Below are 18,487 nucleotides of genomic sequence, written 5' to 3' on the forward strand. Positions count from 1 at the left end.
GGGCGGAGCCCGGTGGTCAGGCCTTCGCGTCGGCCTTGGTCGTGATGTTGGAGGTCGTCGTGTCCTTCTGCTTGTGGGACTTGTCCAGCACCATCACCAGGCCCGCGATGACCCCGAAGATCACGATCGGGGCGATCACGAACCAGCCCAGCGTCTCGATGACGCTCAGGCCCGTGCCGGGGTCGTCGCCGTCGTCACGCGTCAGCGCGAGCGCGGGGGACGACATGAGCAGCATCATCAGCGTCGTACCGGCAGCCAGGGCGCCGGCGCGCAGGGCGTTCTTCTTGTCCACGGTGCCAAAAGTACCGAACGCCGGGCAGGGCCGCGCGTCCGGGGTGCCGTAACGGGCTCGGGCCGCGAGGCGCCGCCCCTCCGGCGCGCCCCGCGACTCACCCGCTCCCCTCGTCCCCCCGTCCGGCGTCGTCCCTCTCCGCCCTCAGCACCTCCATCAGCGAGCGCAGCCGCGCCGAGGACGCCAGCCCCTCCAGGGTCACCGCCCGGCCCGCCGCGTCGGCGATCGGCAGCCGCCAGTTCGGATACTCGTCCCACGTCCCGGGCAGGTTCTGCGGCCGCCGGTCCCCCACCCCGTCCGGCAGCCATACGCCGATCATCCGGGCCGGCGTGCGCAGCAGGTAGCGGTGGACGGCCTGGACCTCGGCCTCCTCCTCCCCCGTTCCCCGGCCTCCGCCCGTGCCCCGCAGCAGGCCGAGCCGGGTGAGCAGGGCGAGCCACTCCCCCGTGTCGGCGGCGGCCGCCGCGCGTTCGGCGTCCAGCGAGCCGGCGAGGAGGCCGAGCCGGTCCCGGAGTTCGACATGCTCGCCGGTGAGCCGGGCCGCGGTCGGCGGCAGGTCGTGGGTGGTGGCGGTGGCCAGGCAGTCGGCGCGCCAGCTGTCCGGCGGCAGGGGGCGGCCGTCGCCCGCCCAGTCCCGCTCGAACCACAGCACCGAGGTGCCGAACACCCCCCGCTCCCGCAGTGCTTCACGGACACCGGGCTCCACGGTCCCCAGGTCCTCGCCGATCACCATCGCCCCGGCCCGTGAGGCCTCCAGCACCAGTACGGCGAGCATGGCCTCGGCGTCGTAGCGGACGTACGCCCCCTCCGTGGGCGGCAGCCCCACCGGCACCCACCACAGCCGGAACAGGCCCATGACGTGGTCGATGCGGAGCGCGCCCGCGTAGCGGAACAGACCTCGGAGCAGGCCACGGAAGGGTGCGTACCCGGACTCGGCCAGCCGGTCCGGGCGCCAGGGCGGCAGGCCCCAGTCCTGGCCGCGGGCGTTGAAGGCGTCCGGTGGTGCGCCCACGGACATCCCGGCGGCGAAGTACCGCTGCTGCGCCCAGGCGTCGGCACCCCCGGGATGCACGCCGACCGCGAGGTCGTGCACGATCCCGACCGGCATCCCCGCCTCGCGCGCGGTGCGCTGGGCGGCGACGAGCTGGGCGTCCGTGAGCCAGGCGAGCCGGGAGTGGAAGTCGACGCGGTGCATCAACTCCCGCCGGGCGCGCGCGGTTTCGGCGGACCGCGGGTCCCGCAGTCCGGCCGGCCAGGTGTGCCACTCGGGCCCGTGCACCTCGGCCAGGGCGCACCAGGTGGCGTGGTCCTCCAGGGCCTCGCCCTGTTCGGCGAGGTAGTCGCAGTAGGCGGCGCGTCTGCCGGGCCCGAGGGGGACCTCGCCCGCCAGCTCCAGCGCCTCCCGCTTCAGTTCCCACACGGCGTCCCGGTCGATCAGCGCACCCTTCTCCAGTACCGCCTCCCGCAGCCGTTCGGCCCGTTCGGCCAGGGCGCCCACCCGCTCACGGTCGCCGGCGTAGGCGTACTCGGGGACGGCCTCGACGCGCAGATGCGCCGGGTCGGGGAAGCGGCGGGAGGAGGGGCGGTAGGGCGAGGGGTCGGTGGGCGCACCGGGTACGGCCGCGTGCAGCGGGTTGACCTGGATGAACCCGGCGCCGAGGGAACGCCCGGCCCAGGCGGCGAGTTCACCGAGGTCGCCGAGGTCGCCCATGCCCCAGGAGCGTTCCGACAGCAGGGAGTAGAGCTGGACCAGCAGTCCGTACGAGCGCGTCGCCGGTGTGGGCAGCCGGGACGGGGCGGCGATCAGATGGGCGTCGGCGGCGCGGCCGTCGGGTGCGGTGACGGTGAGGCGGTGGACGCCGGGCGGCAGGTGCTCGGCGGAGTCGCGGGTCTCGCCCTGCTCGGTCTCGACCCGCAGCCGGGTGCCCTCGGGCAGTCCGGCGAGAGCGTCCGGCGCGGCGCCGCCCCAGCCCACGACGGTCGGCGGCAGCAGCCGCTCACGCAGTTCCGTGCGGCGGGCGGCGAGCGCGGCGCGGGTGGCCTCGGGCGTGCCCGCGTCGACCCCGAGCGCGGTAAGGGTCCGGGTGAGCGCGGCGGCCGAGGCGGCGACCGTGCGGCCCGCGGAGGGGCTGTAGGAAGGGGCGACGCCGTACGACTCGGCGAGCCGGCACAGCTCCTCGGCGGGGGTTTCGTCCGGCCGCGGCACGGTCATCGGCGACCTCTCGCTGCCGACGTCCGCGGCGCGGTCATCCGCGGGCCTCTCACGGCCGGCGTCAGGGGTGCGGTCCCTCGCGGGACGCCCAGCGCCGCCCTCCACGGTGCGGTCCCTCGCGGGACGCCCAGCGCCGTCCTCCACGGTGCGGTCACTCGCCGGACTCCCAGCGCCGCCCTGCACGGTGCGGTCGCCCGCAGGTCGCCCTCCGGAGGCATCCACGATGCGGTCATCCACCTGCCCCCACCCCCGACGTCCACGCTGCGGTCATCCACGGGCCCCTCCCCCGATGTCCACGGTGGGGGTCCTTCACGGGCCCTCTCGCCCGATGTCCACGGTGCGGTCCACCACGGCCTTGCGCGGCCGGCGTCCGGGCTCGGGTCATCTACGGCCTCGAGAAGTCGGCGTCCGGGGCGGCGAGCGGCGGCTCGCTGGTGAGGGGCTCGGCGTCGGGCAGCGGGGGTTCGCTGGTCAGGGGTGCCTCGGTGCAGGCGCCCTCCGCGCTGAAGACGCACACATGTGCCAGATCCGGGTCGCCGGCATGCTCCCTCACGGGGTCCCGGTCCGCGGACTGCACGGCCTGGCGCGGGAACGGCGTGCGTTTGGAGCGGTGCGTGTTCCGGGGCGGGGAGCTGCGTTTGGAGCGGGCACCGCTCCCGGTGCGGGGCGTGTCGTCGGAGAGGGCGGACAGCAGCAGGTGTGCCGATGCGGCCACGGGAGCCTCCTTGTCGGTTCGAGTGGGTCATCGCAGCCCTACCCAGTGAGCGCGAGGCCAGACGCCCTCACGACGAAGAAGGTCCTTCTCATCACATTCCGTGCGCACGCGCTCTCTCCAGGTTCTGGCAATCCACACATAACGGCCAACGTCGTTGACACTCCCCTCTTCGGATGGTGGGCTCGATCTCTCCCTGACGCGGACATGGGAAGAAACGGAACCGGACCGGTGACGGCGAGGAGGGCGTGTGCGGCTGCGGCACGGACGGGGGGCGGTCGCGCTGGCGCTCGTCGTGGCGGCGGGTACGGGTACGGCGGGAAGCGAGTTCCCGTCACCGGAGCGACCGGAACCACTGACATCACTCCAGTCCCCTGCGTCACTGAAGTCATGGTCGTCACTCACGCCCCCGCCCTCACAGGAGCCCCATAGGGCCCCGACCCCCCACACCCCTGCCCGGCAGACCCCCGCCACCCGCGCCAAGTCCCCCTCCCCCTCCCCCTCCGTCTGGCCCCGCCCCCAGTCCCTGCGCCTCACGGGCACCCCGGCCACCGTCACCGACGTCGTCGCCCTCCGGACCGGCCCGGGAGCCGACCCGTACGCCCTCCAGGCCCTGCGCACGCTGCTGCGGCAGGCGGGCGCCCGCCGTATCGCCGGCACCGGCGACCCCGTCCCGCCGGGCGCCCTCGTCGTCCGCGCCGGTACGCAGGACGCCGGCCGTGACCTCCCTTCCGGCGGCTACCGGCTCACCGTCGACGGCGGCACCGTCACCCTCTCCGGCACCGGCCCGGACGGCCTCTTCCACGCCGTGCAGACCCTGCGTCAGCTCCTGCGTCCGGACGGCACGTTCGCGGGCGCCGTCGTGCGCGACTGGCCCGGCACCGCCGTACGCGGCACGGCGGAGGGCTTCTACGGCGCACCGTGGACCCGCGAACAGCGGCTCGCACAGCTGGACTTCATGGGCCGCACCAAGCAGAACCGCTATCTGCACGCTCCCGGCGCCGACCTCTACCGGCAGGCGCGCTGGCGTGAGCCCTACCCGGCCGGGCAGCGGGCGGAGTTCCGGGAGCTGGCGGAGCGCGCGCGGCGCAACCACGTCACCCTCGGCTGGGCGGTCGCCCCGGGGCAGGCCATGTGCCTCTCCTCGGACGCGGACGTGCGGGCGCTCTCCCGCAAGCTGGAGTCGATGTGGGCGCTGGGGTTCCGGGCGTTCCAGCTCCAGTTCCACGACGTCAGCTACAGCGAGTGGCACTGCGAGGCGGACGCGGAGCGGTTCGGGTCGGGACCTGAGGCGGCGGCACGGGCACACGCGCGCGTGGCCGACGCCGTCGCGCGGTACCTGGCGGACCGCCACCCGGACGCGCCGGCGCTCACCGTGATGCCGACCGAGTACTACCAGGACGGCGCCACCGCCTACCGGCGTGCGCTCGCGGGCGCGCTGGACACGGATGTCCAGGTGGCGTGGACGGGCGTGGGCGTGGTGCCGAGGACCATCACCGGGCGCGAACTGGCCGCCGCGCGCGAGGCGTTGCGGCATCCGCTGGTCACCATGGACAACTACCCGGTCAACGACTACGCCCAGGACCGCCTCTTCCTCGGCCCCTACACCGGACGTGAGCCCGCCGTCGCCACCGGTTCGGCCGCTCTCCTCGCCAACGCGATGCAACAGGCCGAGGCCTCCCGCATCCCCCTGTTCACCGCCGCCGACTTCGCCTGGAACCCGCGCGCCTACCACCCCCAGGACTCGTGGCAGGCGGCCCTCGCCGACCTCGCGGGTGGCGACGAGCGCCGGGCGCGGGCCCTGTCCGCCCTCGCGGGCAACGACGCGTCCTCGGTGCTGGACGGCGAGGAGTCGGCGTATCTGCGACCGCTGATGGAGGCGTTCTGGCGGACGCGGACGACCGCGGACGACAGCGCCGCCGCGGACCTCCGCGCCGCCTTCACCGCGATGCGCGAAACCCCGGCCCACCTCTCCGGCACCCCGCTCGCCCTCGAAGTCGCCCCGTGGACAGAGCAGTTGGCCCGCTACGGCGACGCCGGCACCGCCGCGCTCGACATGCTCGAGGCGCAGCGCACCGGCGACCCGGCGGCGGCCTGGACGGCGTACCGCACCCTCGGCGCGCTGCGTGAGCGGCTCGGCGCGGCGCGGGTGACGGTCGGCGAGGGCGTGCTGGACCCCTTCCTGGCGCGGGCGCGGCAGGCATACGAGAGCTGGGCCGGTATCGGCGCCGAGCCGGACGCGAACCGGGGTGGCGCGGGCGACGGCCGCACCGTCAGCTTCCCGCGCACCCGCACCCTCAGCACGGTGACCGTCCTGGCCGACCCCGGCACGCGCGGCACCGTCGAGGCCCGGGTGCCCGGCGACGGCTGGCGGCACGTCGGCGCGCTGGACGACTCGGGCGCCACCGAGCTGCCCGCTCCTCTGCGTGCCCAGGCCCTCCGCGTCACCGGCCCGGCACCCGCCCGGATACGGCACCTGGTGCCCTGGTTCGCCGACGCGCCGGCGGCCGGGCTGGAGCTGGCGGACCGCACGGACGCGGAGATCGGCGGGACCCGGCGGCTGACGGCCCGGCTGGACTCGCTGCGGCCTGCCGACGTGCGGGGCCGTCTGACCGCCGAGGCGCCGAAGGGCATCGAGATACGCGTTCCGGACGGCACGCTGCGGGTGCCGCGCGGCGCGTCGGTCGAGGTGCCGGTCGAGGTGACCGTGCCGGAGGGGACGCCGATGCGGTCGTACGACGTCCGGCTGGCGTTCGGGAAGGCGTCGCGCACCCTGACCGTGCGCACCTTCCCGCGGACCGCCGGTCCCGACCTGGCCCGGACCGGCACCGCCCGGTCCTCCGCCGACGAGACACCCGCCTTCCCCGCGTCGGCGGCGAACGACGCGAACCCGGGGACACGCTGGTCGTCACCGGTGGAGGACGGCGCCTGGTGGCAGGTCGAGCTGGCCGCGCCGGTGCGGCTCGGGCGGGTGGCGCTGCACTGGCAGGACGCCCACCCGTCGGCGTACCGGATCGAGGTCTCGGCGGACGGCCGCCACTGGCGCACGGCCGCGGTGGTGCGGAACGGACGCGGCGGCCACGAGGACCTGCGGATGGACGAGCGGGACGTGACGCACATCCGCGTACAGGGCGAGAAGCGCGCGACCCGCTACGGCTACTCCCTGTGGTCGGCGGAGGCATACGCGGTGGCCGAGGACTGAGCTCCGCATCCGGCAGGCTCACTTCCGCATCCCGGACCCGCCCACTATTCACTCAGTACATGTACTCAGTACATAATGAGGGTCATGAGCACCCGCCACCTCCTGCTCGGGCTGCTCGCGACGGGTCCCAGCCACGGCTACGACCTCAAGCGACGGCATGACGAGCGCTTTCCCCAGGCCCGCCCGCTGGCCTACGGGCAGGTGTACACCACCCTGCAACGGCTGGTCCGTGACGGACTGGCCGAGGTCGACGGCACCGACGCCGACGGGGGCCCGGAGCGCACGCGGTACCGCCGCACGGCGGACGGAACGCGTGAACTGACCCGCTGGGCGGGCGAGATCGCACCGCCCGCCCCCTTCGTGACCAACGAGATCTTCGCCAAGGTCGTCGTCTCGATCCTGTCCGGCGGCGATCCGGAGACCTATCTGCGCGCGCAGCGGGCCGCGCACATGGAGCGGATGCGGGAGCTCACGGCCGTCAAAACCGGCCCGGGAGCGGACCTGTCGACCGTGCTCTCGGCGGACTACGCCCTCAACCACCTCGACGCCGACCTCCGCTGGATGAGCACCACGGCGGCCCGGCTCGGCACCCTGACCGCGGAGGTCCACCCAGCATGAGCAATCCAGAGCCGCTGCTCGCGGCCCGTGACCTCACCAAGGCGCACGGCAGGACCGATGCCCTGCGCGGTGCCTCGGTCGAGCTGCTCGCCGGCGAGATCCTCGCCGTCACCGGCGCCAGCGGCAGCGGGAAGTCGACATTACTGCACTGCCTCGCGGGGATCGTCAAGCCCGACGGGGGTGCGGTGTCGTACGGCGGCGAACGCGTCGACCGGCTGCCGGAGCGGCGGCTGAGCGAGCTGCGGCGCACGCAGTTCGGGGTGGTGTTCCAGTTCGGGCAGCTGATCCCCGAGCTGACCGCCCTCGACAACGTGGCGTTGCCGCTGATGCTGGGCGGCACCGGGCGCGCGCAGGCGCAGGACCGTGCCGGGGAGTGGCTGGAGCGGTTCGGGATGGGCGGGCAGGGGGACCTGCGGCCGGGCGAGCTGAGCGGCGGCCAGGCCCAGCGGGCAGCGCTCGCGCGGGCACTGGTCACCGGGCCGAAGGTGGTCTTCGCGGACGAGCCCACGGGAGCGCTGGACTCGCTGGCGAGCGAGCAGGTGATGACGGTGCTGGCGCGCACGGCCCGGGAGACCGGCACGTCCGTGCTGCTGATCACGCATGACGCGCAGGTGGCGGCGTACGCGGATCGCGAGGTCCGGCTGAGTGACGGGGTCGTCGTCGCGGCGGGGGTGACGGCGTGACGCGTACCGGCCCCGGTGGCATGACGTCCGATCTGCGGCTGGCCTGGCTGCTCACCCGTGGTTCCGGCCTGCGGGAGTGGTGGCGGTCGGGGCTCACCGCGGTCGGCGCGGGGCTGGCCACCGGCTTCGCGCTGGCCGCCGTCGCGATCGCGTCGCTGGAGGGGCAGTACACCGTCGGCTTCGGCAACGGTCTGCTCGACCAGCCGGGGGAACGGTCGGGTGTCGTCCTCGCGCTGGCCCTGCTGCTGATCCCGGTGCTCGGCTTCCTGGGCCAGTGCTCCCGTGTCGGAGCCGTGCACCGGGACCGCAGGCTGGCCGCGCTGCGGCTCGCGGGGGCGGCACCGGCGCAGGTGCGTCGCATCGCCGCGCTGGAGGCGGGGCTCGCCTGCCTGGCCGGGTCCGCAGCGGCTTCGCTCGCCTCCGCCCTGGTGGTGCTGGAGGTGTGGCACCGGCCGCCGGTGACCGTATGGGCCGGGTTCGCCCTCGCAACGGTGGCGGTGCCGGTGCTGGGGGCGCTGGTGAGCGCCCTGGCGCTGCGCCGGGTGATCGCCTCACCCCTGGGCCGGGTGCGCCGGGTGCACACCACCCCGCGCCCTGGGCGCGTGTTCCTGGGGGCGGCCGCGGTGCTCACCGTGCTGCTGCTCACGGGGCTGGCTTCGAACGGGAGCGGGCCTCTCGGGTCGGCGCAGGCGCCACCGACGGTGTTCTTCGCCGTCCTGCTCACCGGTTCGGGCGCTGTCTGGCTGTGCGGCGCCTCGGCCCGGCTCATGGGCACCTTCCTCGCCGCCCGGACGGGCCGCCCGGCCGTGCTGATCGCTGCGGAGCGCCTGCGCGACGACCCCTGGGCCCTGGCCCGTACCCATGCGGCGGTGCTGCTGGTGACGATCGTCGGCACGGGGTTCGTCGGCGTCCGCCAGGCGCTGCTGGACACGCTCGACTCCCCACAGCAGCTGGCCGCGAGCCGCTCGTTCTACACCACCGGCCTGGACCTGACCGCCGCCGCGATCGCGGTCGCCCTGCTGATCACGCTGTCGGCGCTCGCCGTCGGCACCGCGGAGTCCCTCGCCACCCGGCGCCGGGGCCTGGCCGCGCAGGCCGCGGCCGGGGTGCCGCAGGCGGTGCTGGGCCGGGCGCTGCTGCTGGAGACCGCCCTGCCGCTGGCACCGGCGTTGCTGCCCGCGGGCGTCGGCGGCATGGTCATCGGCACCGGCTACGCCGGGCTCGCCGGGAGCGGCTCGCTCCCGTGGGCGGCGCTGCTGGTACCGGTGGGGATGTACAGCGCGTGCCTGCTGGCGGCGGCCGCCTCACTGCCCCTGCTGCGCCGGTCCGTGCGGCCGGGCGAGCTGAGGTACGCCTAGGGCCGGCACGCGCGCCCGCGGGACCGGGGTGGGCGGGAAGCTCCCCGGTCCCGTACAGGCACCCTGCCCGGGACATGCGAAAGCCCGGATCCGTCAGGCGGAAATGCCGTCGATCCGGGCCATGGCGTCGTCCGCGCCGTACGGCTGCAAGTACGGCAGCCAGCGCGGGTCCCTATGCCCGGTCCCGATGATGCGCCAGGCCAGGCCGGTGGGTGGGGCGGGTTTGTGGCGCAGCCGCCAGCCGATCTCGCCGAGATGACGGTCGGCCTTCACGTGGTTGCAGCGGCGGCAGGACGCCACCACGTTGTCCCAGACGTGCTTGCCCCCGCGGCTGCGCGGGATGACGTGGTCGACGCTGGTTGCGACGCCACCGCAGTACATGCACCGGCCCCCGTCGCGGGCGAAGAGCGCGCGGCGGGTCAGTGGAACGGGCCCCCGATAGGGAACCCGGACGAATCGCTTGAGCCGGACCACGCTGGGTGCGGGGACTGTGACGGTCGCGCTGTGCAGGTAGGCGCCGGACTCCTCGAGGCATACGGCCTTGTTCTCGAGGACGAGGATGAGCGCGCGGCGGAGCGGTACGACGCCGAGCGGCTCGTACGACGCGTTGAGGACCAGGACATGCGGCACGGATGCCTCCTTGTACGCCGGCGGCGCGTGGCTCGCGCCGGGACGATCTGCAGTCAGTCTCCCCTCATGCCTGGTGAAAGCGCCACCATGTCCCGGTAACGGGCTGGGAGTGTTTTCGACCACATCAGCTTCCTCCCCAGGCTCCCGGCCATTTCCTCCCCCCTCCTCGCCGGACTGTTCTCCTCACCTGCTGTTCGTCTGCTCTGTACATCCCCCGGCGGACACCGTTCCTCCCTCGAACAGCGCAACGATCCCCACACGGTGCCCCGATAGTGTGGTTGTTCCGCCCGTCCGGTGACCCGTTCGTGACCTTGGACCTGACCGCCGTACCGGGGGCGGACCGTTGCACCTGGAGGTACCCGCCGTGTCGTCCCTGCCCGCCCTGCCGGCCGCCGGACCGTCACCCTCACCGTCCCCGTCCGGGACGGGCCCCTCCGTGCCTTCCCTCCAGGACGCCCAGCAGAGCGCCTCGAACGCGGCCGGCTGGGTGGAGGAGAACTGGTCGACGTGGCTCGCGATCGGGCTGCGGGTGCTGCTGATCGTGGTGATCGCGGCGGTGCTGCGGGTGGTCGTGCGGCGGGCGATCACCAAGCTGATAGAGCGCATGAACCGCACCGCGCAGTCGGTGGACGGCACCGCGATCGGCGGCCTGCTGGTGAACGTGGAGCGCCGCCGTCAGCGCTCCCAGGCGATCGGCTCGGTGCTGCGCTCGGTGGCGAGCTTCGTCATCCTCGGTACGGCCGCCCTGATGATCCTGTCCACGTTCCAGATCGATCTGGCTCCGCTGCTGGCCTCCGCGGGTGTGGCGGGGGTGGCGATCGGTTTCGGCGCCCGCAACCTCGTCACGGACTTCCTGTCCGGCGTGTTCATGATCCTTGAGGACCAGTACGGCGTCGGCGACTCCATCGACGCGGGAGTCGCGTCCGGCGAGGTCATCGAGGTGGGCCTGCGCGTGACGAAGCTGCGGGGCGACAACGGCGAGATCTGGTACGTCCGCAACGGCGAGGTCAAGCGGGTCGGCAACCTCTCCCAGGGCTGGGCCACGGCCGGCGTGGACGTCACCGTGCGCCCCTCCGAGGACCTCGACCACGTCAAGGCCGTGCTCGGCGAGGTCGGCGAGGCGCTGAGCAAGGAGGACCCCTGGAACGAGATGCTCTGGGGCCCGGTCGAGATCCTGGGCCTGGACAGCGTCCTGCTCGACTCGATGGTCGTGCGCGTCTCCGCCAGGACCATGCCGGGCAAGGCGCTCACGATCGAACGCGAGCTGCGCTGGCGCATCAAGCGCCGCTTCGACCAGGAGGGCATCCGCATCGTCGGCGGCCTGCCCGTGCAGCACGAGCAGCCGCCGGCCGATCCGACGGCGGGGATGTCGGCCCCGTCGGCGTTCGCGAGCAGCACCTCTCCGCAGGCGGTCGCGGCGTCCCCGATCGCGCCGCCGACGAGCACGGCCAAGTAGCGCAACGGTCAGGCACGCTCGCTCGTGTGAACGGTCGCCCAGCGGGCGGCCGACGGCAAGGCCGGCCTCGGCGGGCCGCTCCCCGGCCGGCCCCTGCCCCGCCCGCACCACCGCGCCCCTCCCCGGCGACCGCGCCGTCAGCCTCCGTGCGCCCCCGCAGGTAACGACTCCGTTGCCGGGGACGTGCGCTCTTGACGCCCCCTCGCGCCGGGCCTACGGTCCTGCCCAGCAGACAGGAAACCTTCCTAACAGTGGCGGCGCACCACCGCCGCTGCCAAGCCGAGCGGCCGAAAGGCAGGTGCCGAACCCATGGCAGGAACCGCCGGCACCCCGGGCACCCCCCGTGTGCTGCGGGCCATGAACGACCGTGCCGCCCTGGACCTGCTCCTGGAGCACGGCCCGCTCTCGCGCACCCGGATCGGCAAGCTCACCGGCCTGTCCAAGCCGACCGCCTCGCAACTGCTGGCCCGGCTGGAGGCCGCCGGGCTGGTGCTGGTGACCGGGACGAGCGAGGGACGCCCGGGCCCGAACGCCCAGCTCTACGCCGTCAACCCGGCCGCCGCCCACGCCGCCGGCCTCGACGTCACCCCTGAGCGCATCCTCGCCGCCGTCGCCGACATCACCGGCCGTACGGTCGGCACGTACGAGGTCCCCACCCGCGGCCGACGGCCGGCCCAGCCCGTCGTACGCCAGGTCACCGACGCACTCGACGGCGCCGTGAAGGCCGCCGGGCTGGCGCGGGACGACATCCACCGGCTCGTCATCGGCACCCCGGGTGCCTTCGACCCGAACACCGGCCGGCTGCGCTACGCCTCGCACCTGCCGGGCTGGCACTCCCCCACCCTCCTCGACGAACTCGCCGCCGCGCTGCCGATGCCGGTGGAGTACGAGAACGACGTCAACCTCGTCGCCGTCGCCGAGCAGCGGCTCGGCGCCGCCCGCGGGCACGGCGACTTCGTTCTGCTGTGGAACGAGGGCGGCCTCGGCGCCGCCCTCGTACTCGGCGGCCGGCTGCACCGCGGCTGGACCGGCGGCGCCGGCGAGGTCGGCTTCCTGCCCGTCCCGGGCGCGCCTCTGGTCCGCCAGGTCACCAAGGCCAACAGCGGCGGCTACCAGGAGCTGGCCGGCTCCCAGGCCCTGCCGTCGCTCGCCCGCGACCTCGGCGTCCCGGACATCCCCCCGGGCCCGTACACCGAGGCCGCCGCCACGCTGCTGGCTCGCGCGGCCGAGCGGTACGGCGCCGGGGACTCCGGGCCCGGCGCGCGGCAGGCCGGTGAGGGCTCGGGGCGCGGCGTACGGCACAGCGACGCGGACTCCGACCCCCGTGCGTGCCGGGCCGACGCCGGCTCCAGCCGCCGCACCCTCCCGGCCGGCGGCACCCCCGGCACGCACCCCGACGGAAACCCCGGCACCCCCGGCACCTGCAGTTCGCACCCCGGCGGCGACCCCCACCGCCGCCTCCTGCACACCTACGCCACGCGCCTCGCCACCGGTCTCGCCTCGCTCGTCTCCGTCCTCGACCCCGAGCTCGTCGTCCTCAGCGGCACCTCCCTGACCTGCGGCGGCGAGACCCTGCGCGCCCTGGTGCAGGCCGAGCTGGCGGAGCTGGCGGCCGCGCGGCCCCGGCTCGTCCTCGGCGACGTACGCGAACATCCCGTCCTGCGCGGCGCCCTGGAGAGCGCCCTCGCCACCACCCGCGACGAGGTCTTCGACACCTCGCGCTGAGCAGCACCCCGACCCGGCCCGTTCCTCGTCCCCTGCCCTGGGAGGCTTCGCCATGCCCGGAAAGTCCCGAAAAGCGGCCACGCGCTTCACCGTCTCCATAGCCGTCACCGCCGCCACCGTCCTCCTCGCCGGCGCCTGTACCGGCCAGTCCTCCGCCGGCGCGGACGACGATCCCTCCCAGGCCACCACCCTCACCTTCTGGCACGCCTGGAGCGCCCCCTCCGAGGTCGCGGCCGTGAAGTCGCTGATCGCCGGCTTCGAGAAGGCGCACCCCCACATCGACGTGAAGGTCGTCGGCAACATGACCGACGACAAGATCAACCAGGCCCTGCGGGCGGGCGGTACCAACGCGCCCGACGTGATCTCGTCGTTCACCACCAACAACGTCGGCAAGTTCTGCACGTCGGGCGCGCTGGTGGACCTCGACCCGTTCTTCGAGAAGTCCGGCGTCGATCCGGAGAAGACCTTCCCGAAGGCGATGCACGAGTACACCCAGTTCGAGGGCAACCGCTGTGCGGTCCCGCTGCTGGGTGACGCGTACGGGCTCTACTACAACAAGACCGCGTTCGAGAAGGCCGGCATCACGTCCCCGCCGAAGACCTGGTCCGCGTTCGAGTCCGTCGCGAAGAAGCTGACCGTCCCGCGAGGGAACTCGTACAAGCAGCTCGGGTTCATGCCGAACTACCACGGCTGGGAGACCACCACCGAGCACTATCTGGGCCAGTTCTCCCCGACGTACTTCGACGACAACGGCAAGTCCAACGTCGCCAAGGACCCCGCTTTCGAGGCCGCTTTCAAGCTCCAGAAGCGACTTGTCGACTCCCTCGGCGGTTACCGGAAGCTGGAGACCTACCGCGCCACCCTCGGCGACGAATGGGGCCCGAAGCACCCCTTCCACACCGGCCAGGTCGCCATGCAGCTCGACGGTGAGTGGCGCCTGGGCATGGCCCTGGACGCCGACCCGGACTTCGAGATCGGCGTCGCCCCGCTGCCCGTCCCCGACGACCAGGCGGACCAGTACGGCAAGGGCTACATCACCGGCACCATCGCCGGCATCGCCGCCACCAGCGAGAAGCAGAACGCGGCCTGGGAGCTGGTGAGGTACATGACCACCGACACGGACGCGGTCGTGAACTTCTCCAACGCCATCCACAACGTGCCCTCCACGCTCGAAGCCCTGAAGTCGCCCGAGCTGAAGTACGACCCGCGCTTCAAGACGTTCCTGGACATCGCCGCGAACCCGCACTCCACGACCACCCCGGCCTCCGTCAACGGCGGTGTGTACCTCACGACCATCCAGGAGTTCGGCTACCGCTACGAAAGCGGCAAGGAGACCGATCTGAAGGCGGGCCTGGAAAGGACCGCCCAGCAGATCGACACGGACATCGCGCAGGCGAAGTAGCGGCACACCATGACCACCCTGGCAGCCAAACGCCGCAGATCAGCACTGCGCACCGTGGCCTTCCTGTCCCCCTGGCTGATCGGCTTCTCGGTCTTCTTCGCCTATCCGCTGCTCTCGACGGTCTACTTCTCGTTCATGCGCTACGACGGCTTCCGGCCGCCGGCCTGGAGCGGGACGCAGAACTGGACGTATGTCTTCGCGCACTACCCGCTCTTCTGGCCGGCCCTGCGCAACACCCTGTGGCTGGTGCTGGTCATGGTCACCCTCCGGGTGGTCTTCGGACTCGGTGTCGGCCTGCTCATCACGAGGATCAGGACCGGCACGGGCGTCTTCCGCACCCTTTTCTACCTGCCCTACCTCGCACCACCCGTCGCCGCCACCATGGCCTTCGCCTTCCTCCTGAACCCCGGCACCGGCCCGGTCAACTCGATCCTCGAGGGGGCCGGCATCCCGGCACCCGCCTGGTTCGCCGACCCGGACTGGTCCAAACCGGCGCTCACCCTGCTCGCCCTGTGGGGCATCGGCGACCTGATGGTCATCTTCATGGCCGCCCTGCTCGACGTGCCGAAGGAGCAGTACGAGGCGGCGGAGCTGGACGGCGCGTCGGCGTGGCAGCGGTTCCGGTTCGTGACGCTGCCGAACATCTCGCCCATCGTGATGTTCGCGGTGGTCACGGGCGTGATCCAGACCATGCAGTACTACACGCAGCCGCTGGTCGCCGGGAAGGTCGCCTCGGGCGTGATCCAGGGCGCGGGCACGCTGTTCGAGCCCGGCTACCCGGACAAGTCGACGCTCACCCTCCCCCAGCTCGTCTACAACCTCGGCTTCCAGCGCTTCGACTACGGCGCGGCGTGCGTGGTGGCCCTCGTCCTGTTCGCCCTGTCGATGGCGTTCACCGCGCTGCTGATGCGGCGCCGGGGTGGTCTCGTCCAGGCAGGTGACCGATGACCCAGGTACTCGACAAGCCCGTGGTGCTCGGCGCGCCCGTGCCCCGGCGGCGTGCGCTCCTCGAATGGATCGCCGTCCACGCCCTCGGTGTCGCGGCCGCCCTGTTCTTCACGCTCCCGTTCGTGTTCGTGCTGCTGACCTCGCTGATGAGTGACAGTCAGGCACTGAGCCGCGACCTGATCCCGGACACCTGGGAGTGGGACAACTACCGGCGGGTCTTCGGCACGCCGGGCTTTCTGACCTGGTGGCGCAACACCCTCCTCTACGCCGGTCTGGGCACCGTCCTGACCGTGGTGTCGTCCCTCCCGGTGGCCTACGCCCTGGCCAAGTTCCGCTTCCGGGGCCGTCATCTGTCGCTCATGCTGGTGATCTCGATGATGATGCTGCCGCCCCAGGTGGTCGTCATCCCGATGTACCTGTTCTGGGCGAAGCAGCTGGACCTGTCCGGCACGCTGTGGCCGCTGCTGATCCCGATGGCCTTCGGGGACGCGTTCTCCATCTTCCTGCTGCGCCAGTTCCTGATGACCATTCCCGACGAGTACCTGGACGCGGCGCGGGTGGACGGCTGCGGGGAACTGCGGACGCTGCTGAGGGTCGTGCTCCCGATGGCCCGGCCGGGCGTGGCCGCCGTGGCACTTTTCCAGTTCTTCTACGCGTGGAACGACTACTTCGGCCCGCAGATCTACGCCTCCGAGAACCCGGGCGCCTGGACCCTGTCCTACGGCCTGGAGTCGTTCAAGGGCGCGCACCACACCGACTGGAACCTCACCATGGCCGCGACCGTGCTGGTCATGGCCCCCGTGATCCTCGTGTTCTTCTTCGCCCAGAAGGCGTTCGTCGAGGGCGTCACGCTCACCGGAGTGAAGGGTTGACTGGACAGATGAAACTCACCGTGGTCGGCGGCGGTTCGACCTACACCCCCGAACTCGTCGACGGCTTCGCCCGTCTGAGGGACACCCTGCCCGTCGAGGAGCTGGTGCTGGTCGACCCCGCGGCCGACCGCCTGGAGCTGGTGGGCGGCCTGGCCCGGCGGATCTTCGCCCGCCAGGGGCACGCCGGCCGGGTGGTGACCACCTCCGATCTGGACGCCGGCGTCGAGGGCGCCGACGCGGTGCTGCTCCAGCTGCGCGTCGGCGGCCAGGCGGCCCGGCAGCAGGACGAGACGTGGCCGCTGGAGTGCGGCTGCGTGGGCCAGGAGACCACCGGCGCGGGCGGCCTGGCGAAGGCGCTGCGCACGGTGCCGGTGGTGCTCGGCATCGCCGAGCGGGTACGGCGGACCAACCCGGACGCCTGGATCATCGACTTCACCAACCCGGTCGGCATCGTCACCCGGGCCCTGCTCCAGGCCGGGCACAAGGCGGTCGGGCTGTGCAACGTGGCGATCGGCCTGCAACGGAAGTTCGCGGCGCTGCTCGGGGTCGCCCCGGCCGACGTCCACCTCGACCACGTGGGCCTCAACCACCTCACCTGGGAGACCGGCGTCCGGCTCGCAGGAGAGGACGTCCTGCCCAAGCTGCTCACCGAGCACGGCGACACGATCGCCGCGGACCTGCGCCTGCCGCGCGAGCTGCTGGACCGCCTGGGCGTGTTCCCGTCGTACTACCTGCGCTACTACTACGCGCACGACGAGGTGGTGCGCGAGCAGCGCACCAAGCCGTCCCGGGCCGAGGAAGTGGCAGCCATGGAGCGGGAGTTGCTGCGGATGTACGGCGATCCGGCGCTCGACGAGAAGCCGGAGCTGCTGGCCAGGCGGGGCGGCGCCTTCTACTCGGAGGCGGCCGTGGACCTGGCGGCGGCGCTGCTGTGCGGCGCCGGAAGCCCGCACCAGGTGGTGAACACGTACAACCGGGGCACGCTGCCCTTCCTGCCGGACGACGCGGTGATCGAGGTGCAGGCGGCGGTGGGCGCGGGGCAGGGCCCGGCGCCGCTGCCGGTGGCCACGGTGGATCCGCTGTACGCGGGACTGATGGCGAGCGTGACGGCGTACGAGGACCTCGCCCTGGACGCGGCCCTGCGCGGCGGCCGGGAACGGGTCTTCCGGGCGCTGCTCGCGCATCCCCTCGTCGGCCAGTACGAGTACGCCGGCGCCCTGACCGACCAGCTGATCGCACACAACCGGGAGCACCTCGCGTGGGCCTGACCACATGTGTCCTCGCCGTCGACGCGGGCAACAGCAAGACGGACGTCGCGGTGGTGGCGGCCGACGGCAGCGTGCTCGCCACCGCGCGGGGCGGCGGGTTCCGGCCGCCCACCGTGGGGGTCGAGGCGGCCACGGACGTCGTCGCCGAGGCGGTGGAGCGGGTCTTCGCCGCGGCCGGGGTCACCTCCGTCACGCATGTCTCGGCCTGCCTCGCCAACGCCGACTTCCCCGTGGAGGAGGAGCGGCTGACGAGCGCGCTGCACGCGCGCGCGTGGGGCGCGACCGTCGACGTGCGCAACGACACCTTCGCGATCCTGCGGGCCGGGGTGACCGAGCCGCGCGGTGTCGCGGTGGTGTGCGGCGCGGGCATCAACTGCGTCGGTATGCGGCCCGACGGGCGCACCGCGCGGTTCCCGGCGATCGGGCGCATCTCCGGGGACTGGGGCGGGGGCTGGGGACTGGCCCATGACGCGCTGTACCACGCGGCACGCGCGGAGGACGGGCGCGGGGAGCCGACCGAGCTGGCGCGGACCCTGCCCGCGCACTTCGGCTTCGGCTCCATGTACGCGCTGATCGAGGCGCTCCATCTGGAGCGGGTGCCGCTGCTGCGTCGGCACGAACTGACGCCGGTCCTCTTCGCCACCGCCGCCGCCGGCGACCCCGTGGCCCGCGCTCTCGTCGACCGGCAGGCCGAGGAGGTCGTGAGCATGGCGACGGTCGCCCTGTCCCGGCTCGACCTGCTGGACGAGGAGACGCCGGTGCTGCTGGGGGGCAGCGTGCTGGCGGCCCGTCATCCGCAACTCGACGACCGGGTCCGTGACGTGCTGGCGGAACGGGCGCCGAAGGCGGTCCCCCGCGTGGTGACGGCGAGTCCGGTCCTGGGGGCGGCGCTGCTGGGCCTGGACCGGCTGGGAGCGGTGGCCGCGGAGGTGCGGGCGCGGGTGCGGGCCCACTTCGAGGGCTGAGGGGCGCGAGAGGGCGCGCCGGGGGGCGCGCACGTCGCCGGGTTCCATGGGAACCGAACCGATTCCACCGGCGTATTCATGGGCAGGGGGTGCTGCGGGGCTCGCGATCCACCAAGATCCACGCAATGCCGGTGCGGATGTCGG

At 73.3% G+C, this 18,487-nt stretch carries 15 protein-coding genes; 11 read left to right on the forward strand and 4 right to left on the reverse strand.

What is annotated here, in order from left to right:
* Window positions 1-16: 16 nt before the first annotated feature.
* The 3 genes from ACIHCM_RS32175 to ACIHCM_RS32185 form a co-directional block, all read right to left on the reverse strand.
* Window positions 17-292, reverse strand: a complete 276-nt coding sequence (locus ACIHCM_RS32175) for a hypothetical protein (protein WP_399903708.1) — start codon at window positions 290-292, stop codon at window positions 17-19.
* A 97-nt stretch (window positions 293-389) separates the two neighbouring features.
* Entirely contained in the window at window positions 390-2,504 is a 2,115-nt protein-coding gene (gene malQ / locus ACIHCM_RS32180; protein WP_399903711.1) for a 4-alpha-glucanotransferase, read from the reverse strand.
* A 385-nt stretch (window positions 2,505-2,889) separates the two neighbouring features.
* A complete protein-coding gene (locus ACIHCM_RS32185) occupies window positions 2,890-3,219 on the reverse strand; it encodes a hypothetical protein (protein ID WP_399903940.1) in 330 nt (109 codons plus the stop codon).
* Between the two features lie 247 nt (window positions 3,220-3,466).
* Here ACIHCM_RS32185 and ACIHCM_RS32190 point away from each other — a divergent pair, with 247 nt between their 5' ends.
* From ACIHCM_RS32190 to ACIHCM_RS32205, 4 genes are all read left to right on the forward strand, one after another.
* A complete protein-coding gene (locus tag ACIHCM_RS32190; RefSeq protein WP_399903713.1) occupies window positions 3,467-6,418 on the forward strand; it encodes a beta-N-acetylglucosaminidase domain-containing protein in 2,952 nt (983 codons plus the stop codon).
* 84 nt (window positions 6,419-6,502) lie between these two features.
* Window positions 6,503-7,036, forward strand: coding sequence for a PadR family transcriptional regulator (locus tag ACIHCM_RS32195; protein WP_399903716.1), 534 nt, complete (start codon window positions 6,503-6,505; stop codon window positions 7,034-7,036).
* Window positions 7,033-7,719, forward strand: a complete 687-nt coding sequence (locus ACIHCM_RS32200; RefSeq protein ID WP_399903719.1) for an ABC transporter ATP-binding protein — start codon at window positions 7,033-7,035, stop codon at window positions 7,717-7,719. The genes ACIHCM_RS32195 and ACIHCM_RS32200 overlap by 4 nt, the downstream gene beginning before the upstream one ends.
* 20 nt (window positions 7,720-7,739) lie before the next feature.
* Window positions 7,740-9,077 (forward strand): FtsX-like permease family protein, encoded by a 1,338-nt coding sequence (locus tag ACIHCM_RS32205; protein ID WP_399903935.1) that lies wholly within the window; start codon window positions 7,740-7,742, stop codon window positions 9,075-9,077.
* Window positions 9,078-9,170: 93 nt separating this feature from the next.
* Here ACIHCM_RS32205 and ACIHCM_RS32210 read toward each other — a convergent pair whose 3' ends face one another.
* On the reverse strand, window positions 9,171-9,707 hold the full coding sequence (locus ACIHCM_RS32210) for an HNH endonuclease (RefSeq protein ID WP_393105084.1): 537 nt from the start codon (window positions 9,705-9,707) through the stop codon (window positions 9,171-9,173).
* Between the two features lie 343 nt (window positions 9,708-10,050).
* On the opposite strand from ACIHCM_RS32210, the gene ACIHCM_RS32215 reads away from it, so the two are divergent.
* The 7 genes from ACIHCM_RS32215 (at window position 10,051) to ACIHCM_RS32245 (ending at window position 18,343) form a co-directional block, all read left to right on the forward strand.
* Complete coding sequence (locus ACIHCM_RS32215) at window positions 10,051-11,163, forward strand: mechanosensitive ion channel family protein (RefSeq protein ID WP_399903722.1); 1,113 nt, start codon at window positions 10,051-10,053, stop codon at window positions 11,161-11,163.
* A gap of 309 nt (window positions 11,164-11,472) precedes the next feature.
* A complete protein-coding gene (locus ACIHCM_RS32220; RefSeq protein ID WP_399903725.1) occupies window positions 11,473-12,888 on the forward strand; it encodes an ROK family protein in 1,416 nt (471 codons plus the stop codon).
* 52 nt (window positions 12,889-12,940) lie between these two features.
* Window positions 12,941-14,290, forward strand: a complete 1,350-nt coding sequence (locus ACIHCM_RS32225) for an ABC transporter substrate-binding protein (RefSeq protein WP_399903728.1) — start codon at window positions 12,941-12,943, stop codon at window positions 14,288-14,290.
* 9 nt (window positions 14,291-14,299) lie between these two features.
* Window positions 14,300-15,238 (forward strand): carbohydrate ABC transporter permease, encoded by a 939-nt coding sequence (locus ACIHCM_RS32230; RefSeq protein WP_399903732.1) that lies wholly within the window; start codon window positions 14,300-14,302, stop codon window positions 15,236-15,238.
* Window positions 15,235-16,110 carry a carbohydrate ABC transporter permease gene (locus tag ACIHCM_RS32235; RefSeq protein ID WP_399903735.1) on the forward strand — a complete coding sequence of 292 codons (876 nt, stop codon included), beginning with the start codon at window positions 15,235-15,237 and terminating at the stop codon, window positions 16,108-16,110. The genes ACIHCM_RS32230 and ACIHCM_RS32235 overlap by 4 nt, the downstream gene beginning before the upstream one ends.
* A gap of 8 nt (window positions 16,111-16,118) precedes the next feature.
* Window positions 16,119-17,378, forward strand: coding sequence for a 6-phospho-beta-glucosidase (locus ACIHCM_RS32240; RefSeq protein WP_399903738.1), 1,260 nt, complete (start codon window positions 16,119-16,121; stop codon window positions 17,376-17,378).
* A complete protein-coding gene (locus tag ACIHCM_RS32245) occupies window positions 17,369-18,343 on the forward strand; it encodes an N-acetylglucosamine kinase (protein ID WP_399903741.1) in 975 nt (324 codons plus the stop codon). Before ACIHCM_RS32240 ends, ACIHCM_RS32245 begins: the two co-directional genes overlap by 10 nt.
* The last annotated feature ends 144 nt before the right edge of the window (window positions 18,344-18,487 follow it).

It is taken from the genome of Streptomyces sp. NPDC052023 (assembly GCF_044548465.1).
GTDB lineage: Bacteria > Actinomycetota > Actinomycetes > Streptomycetales > Streptomycetaceae > Streptomyces.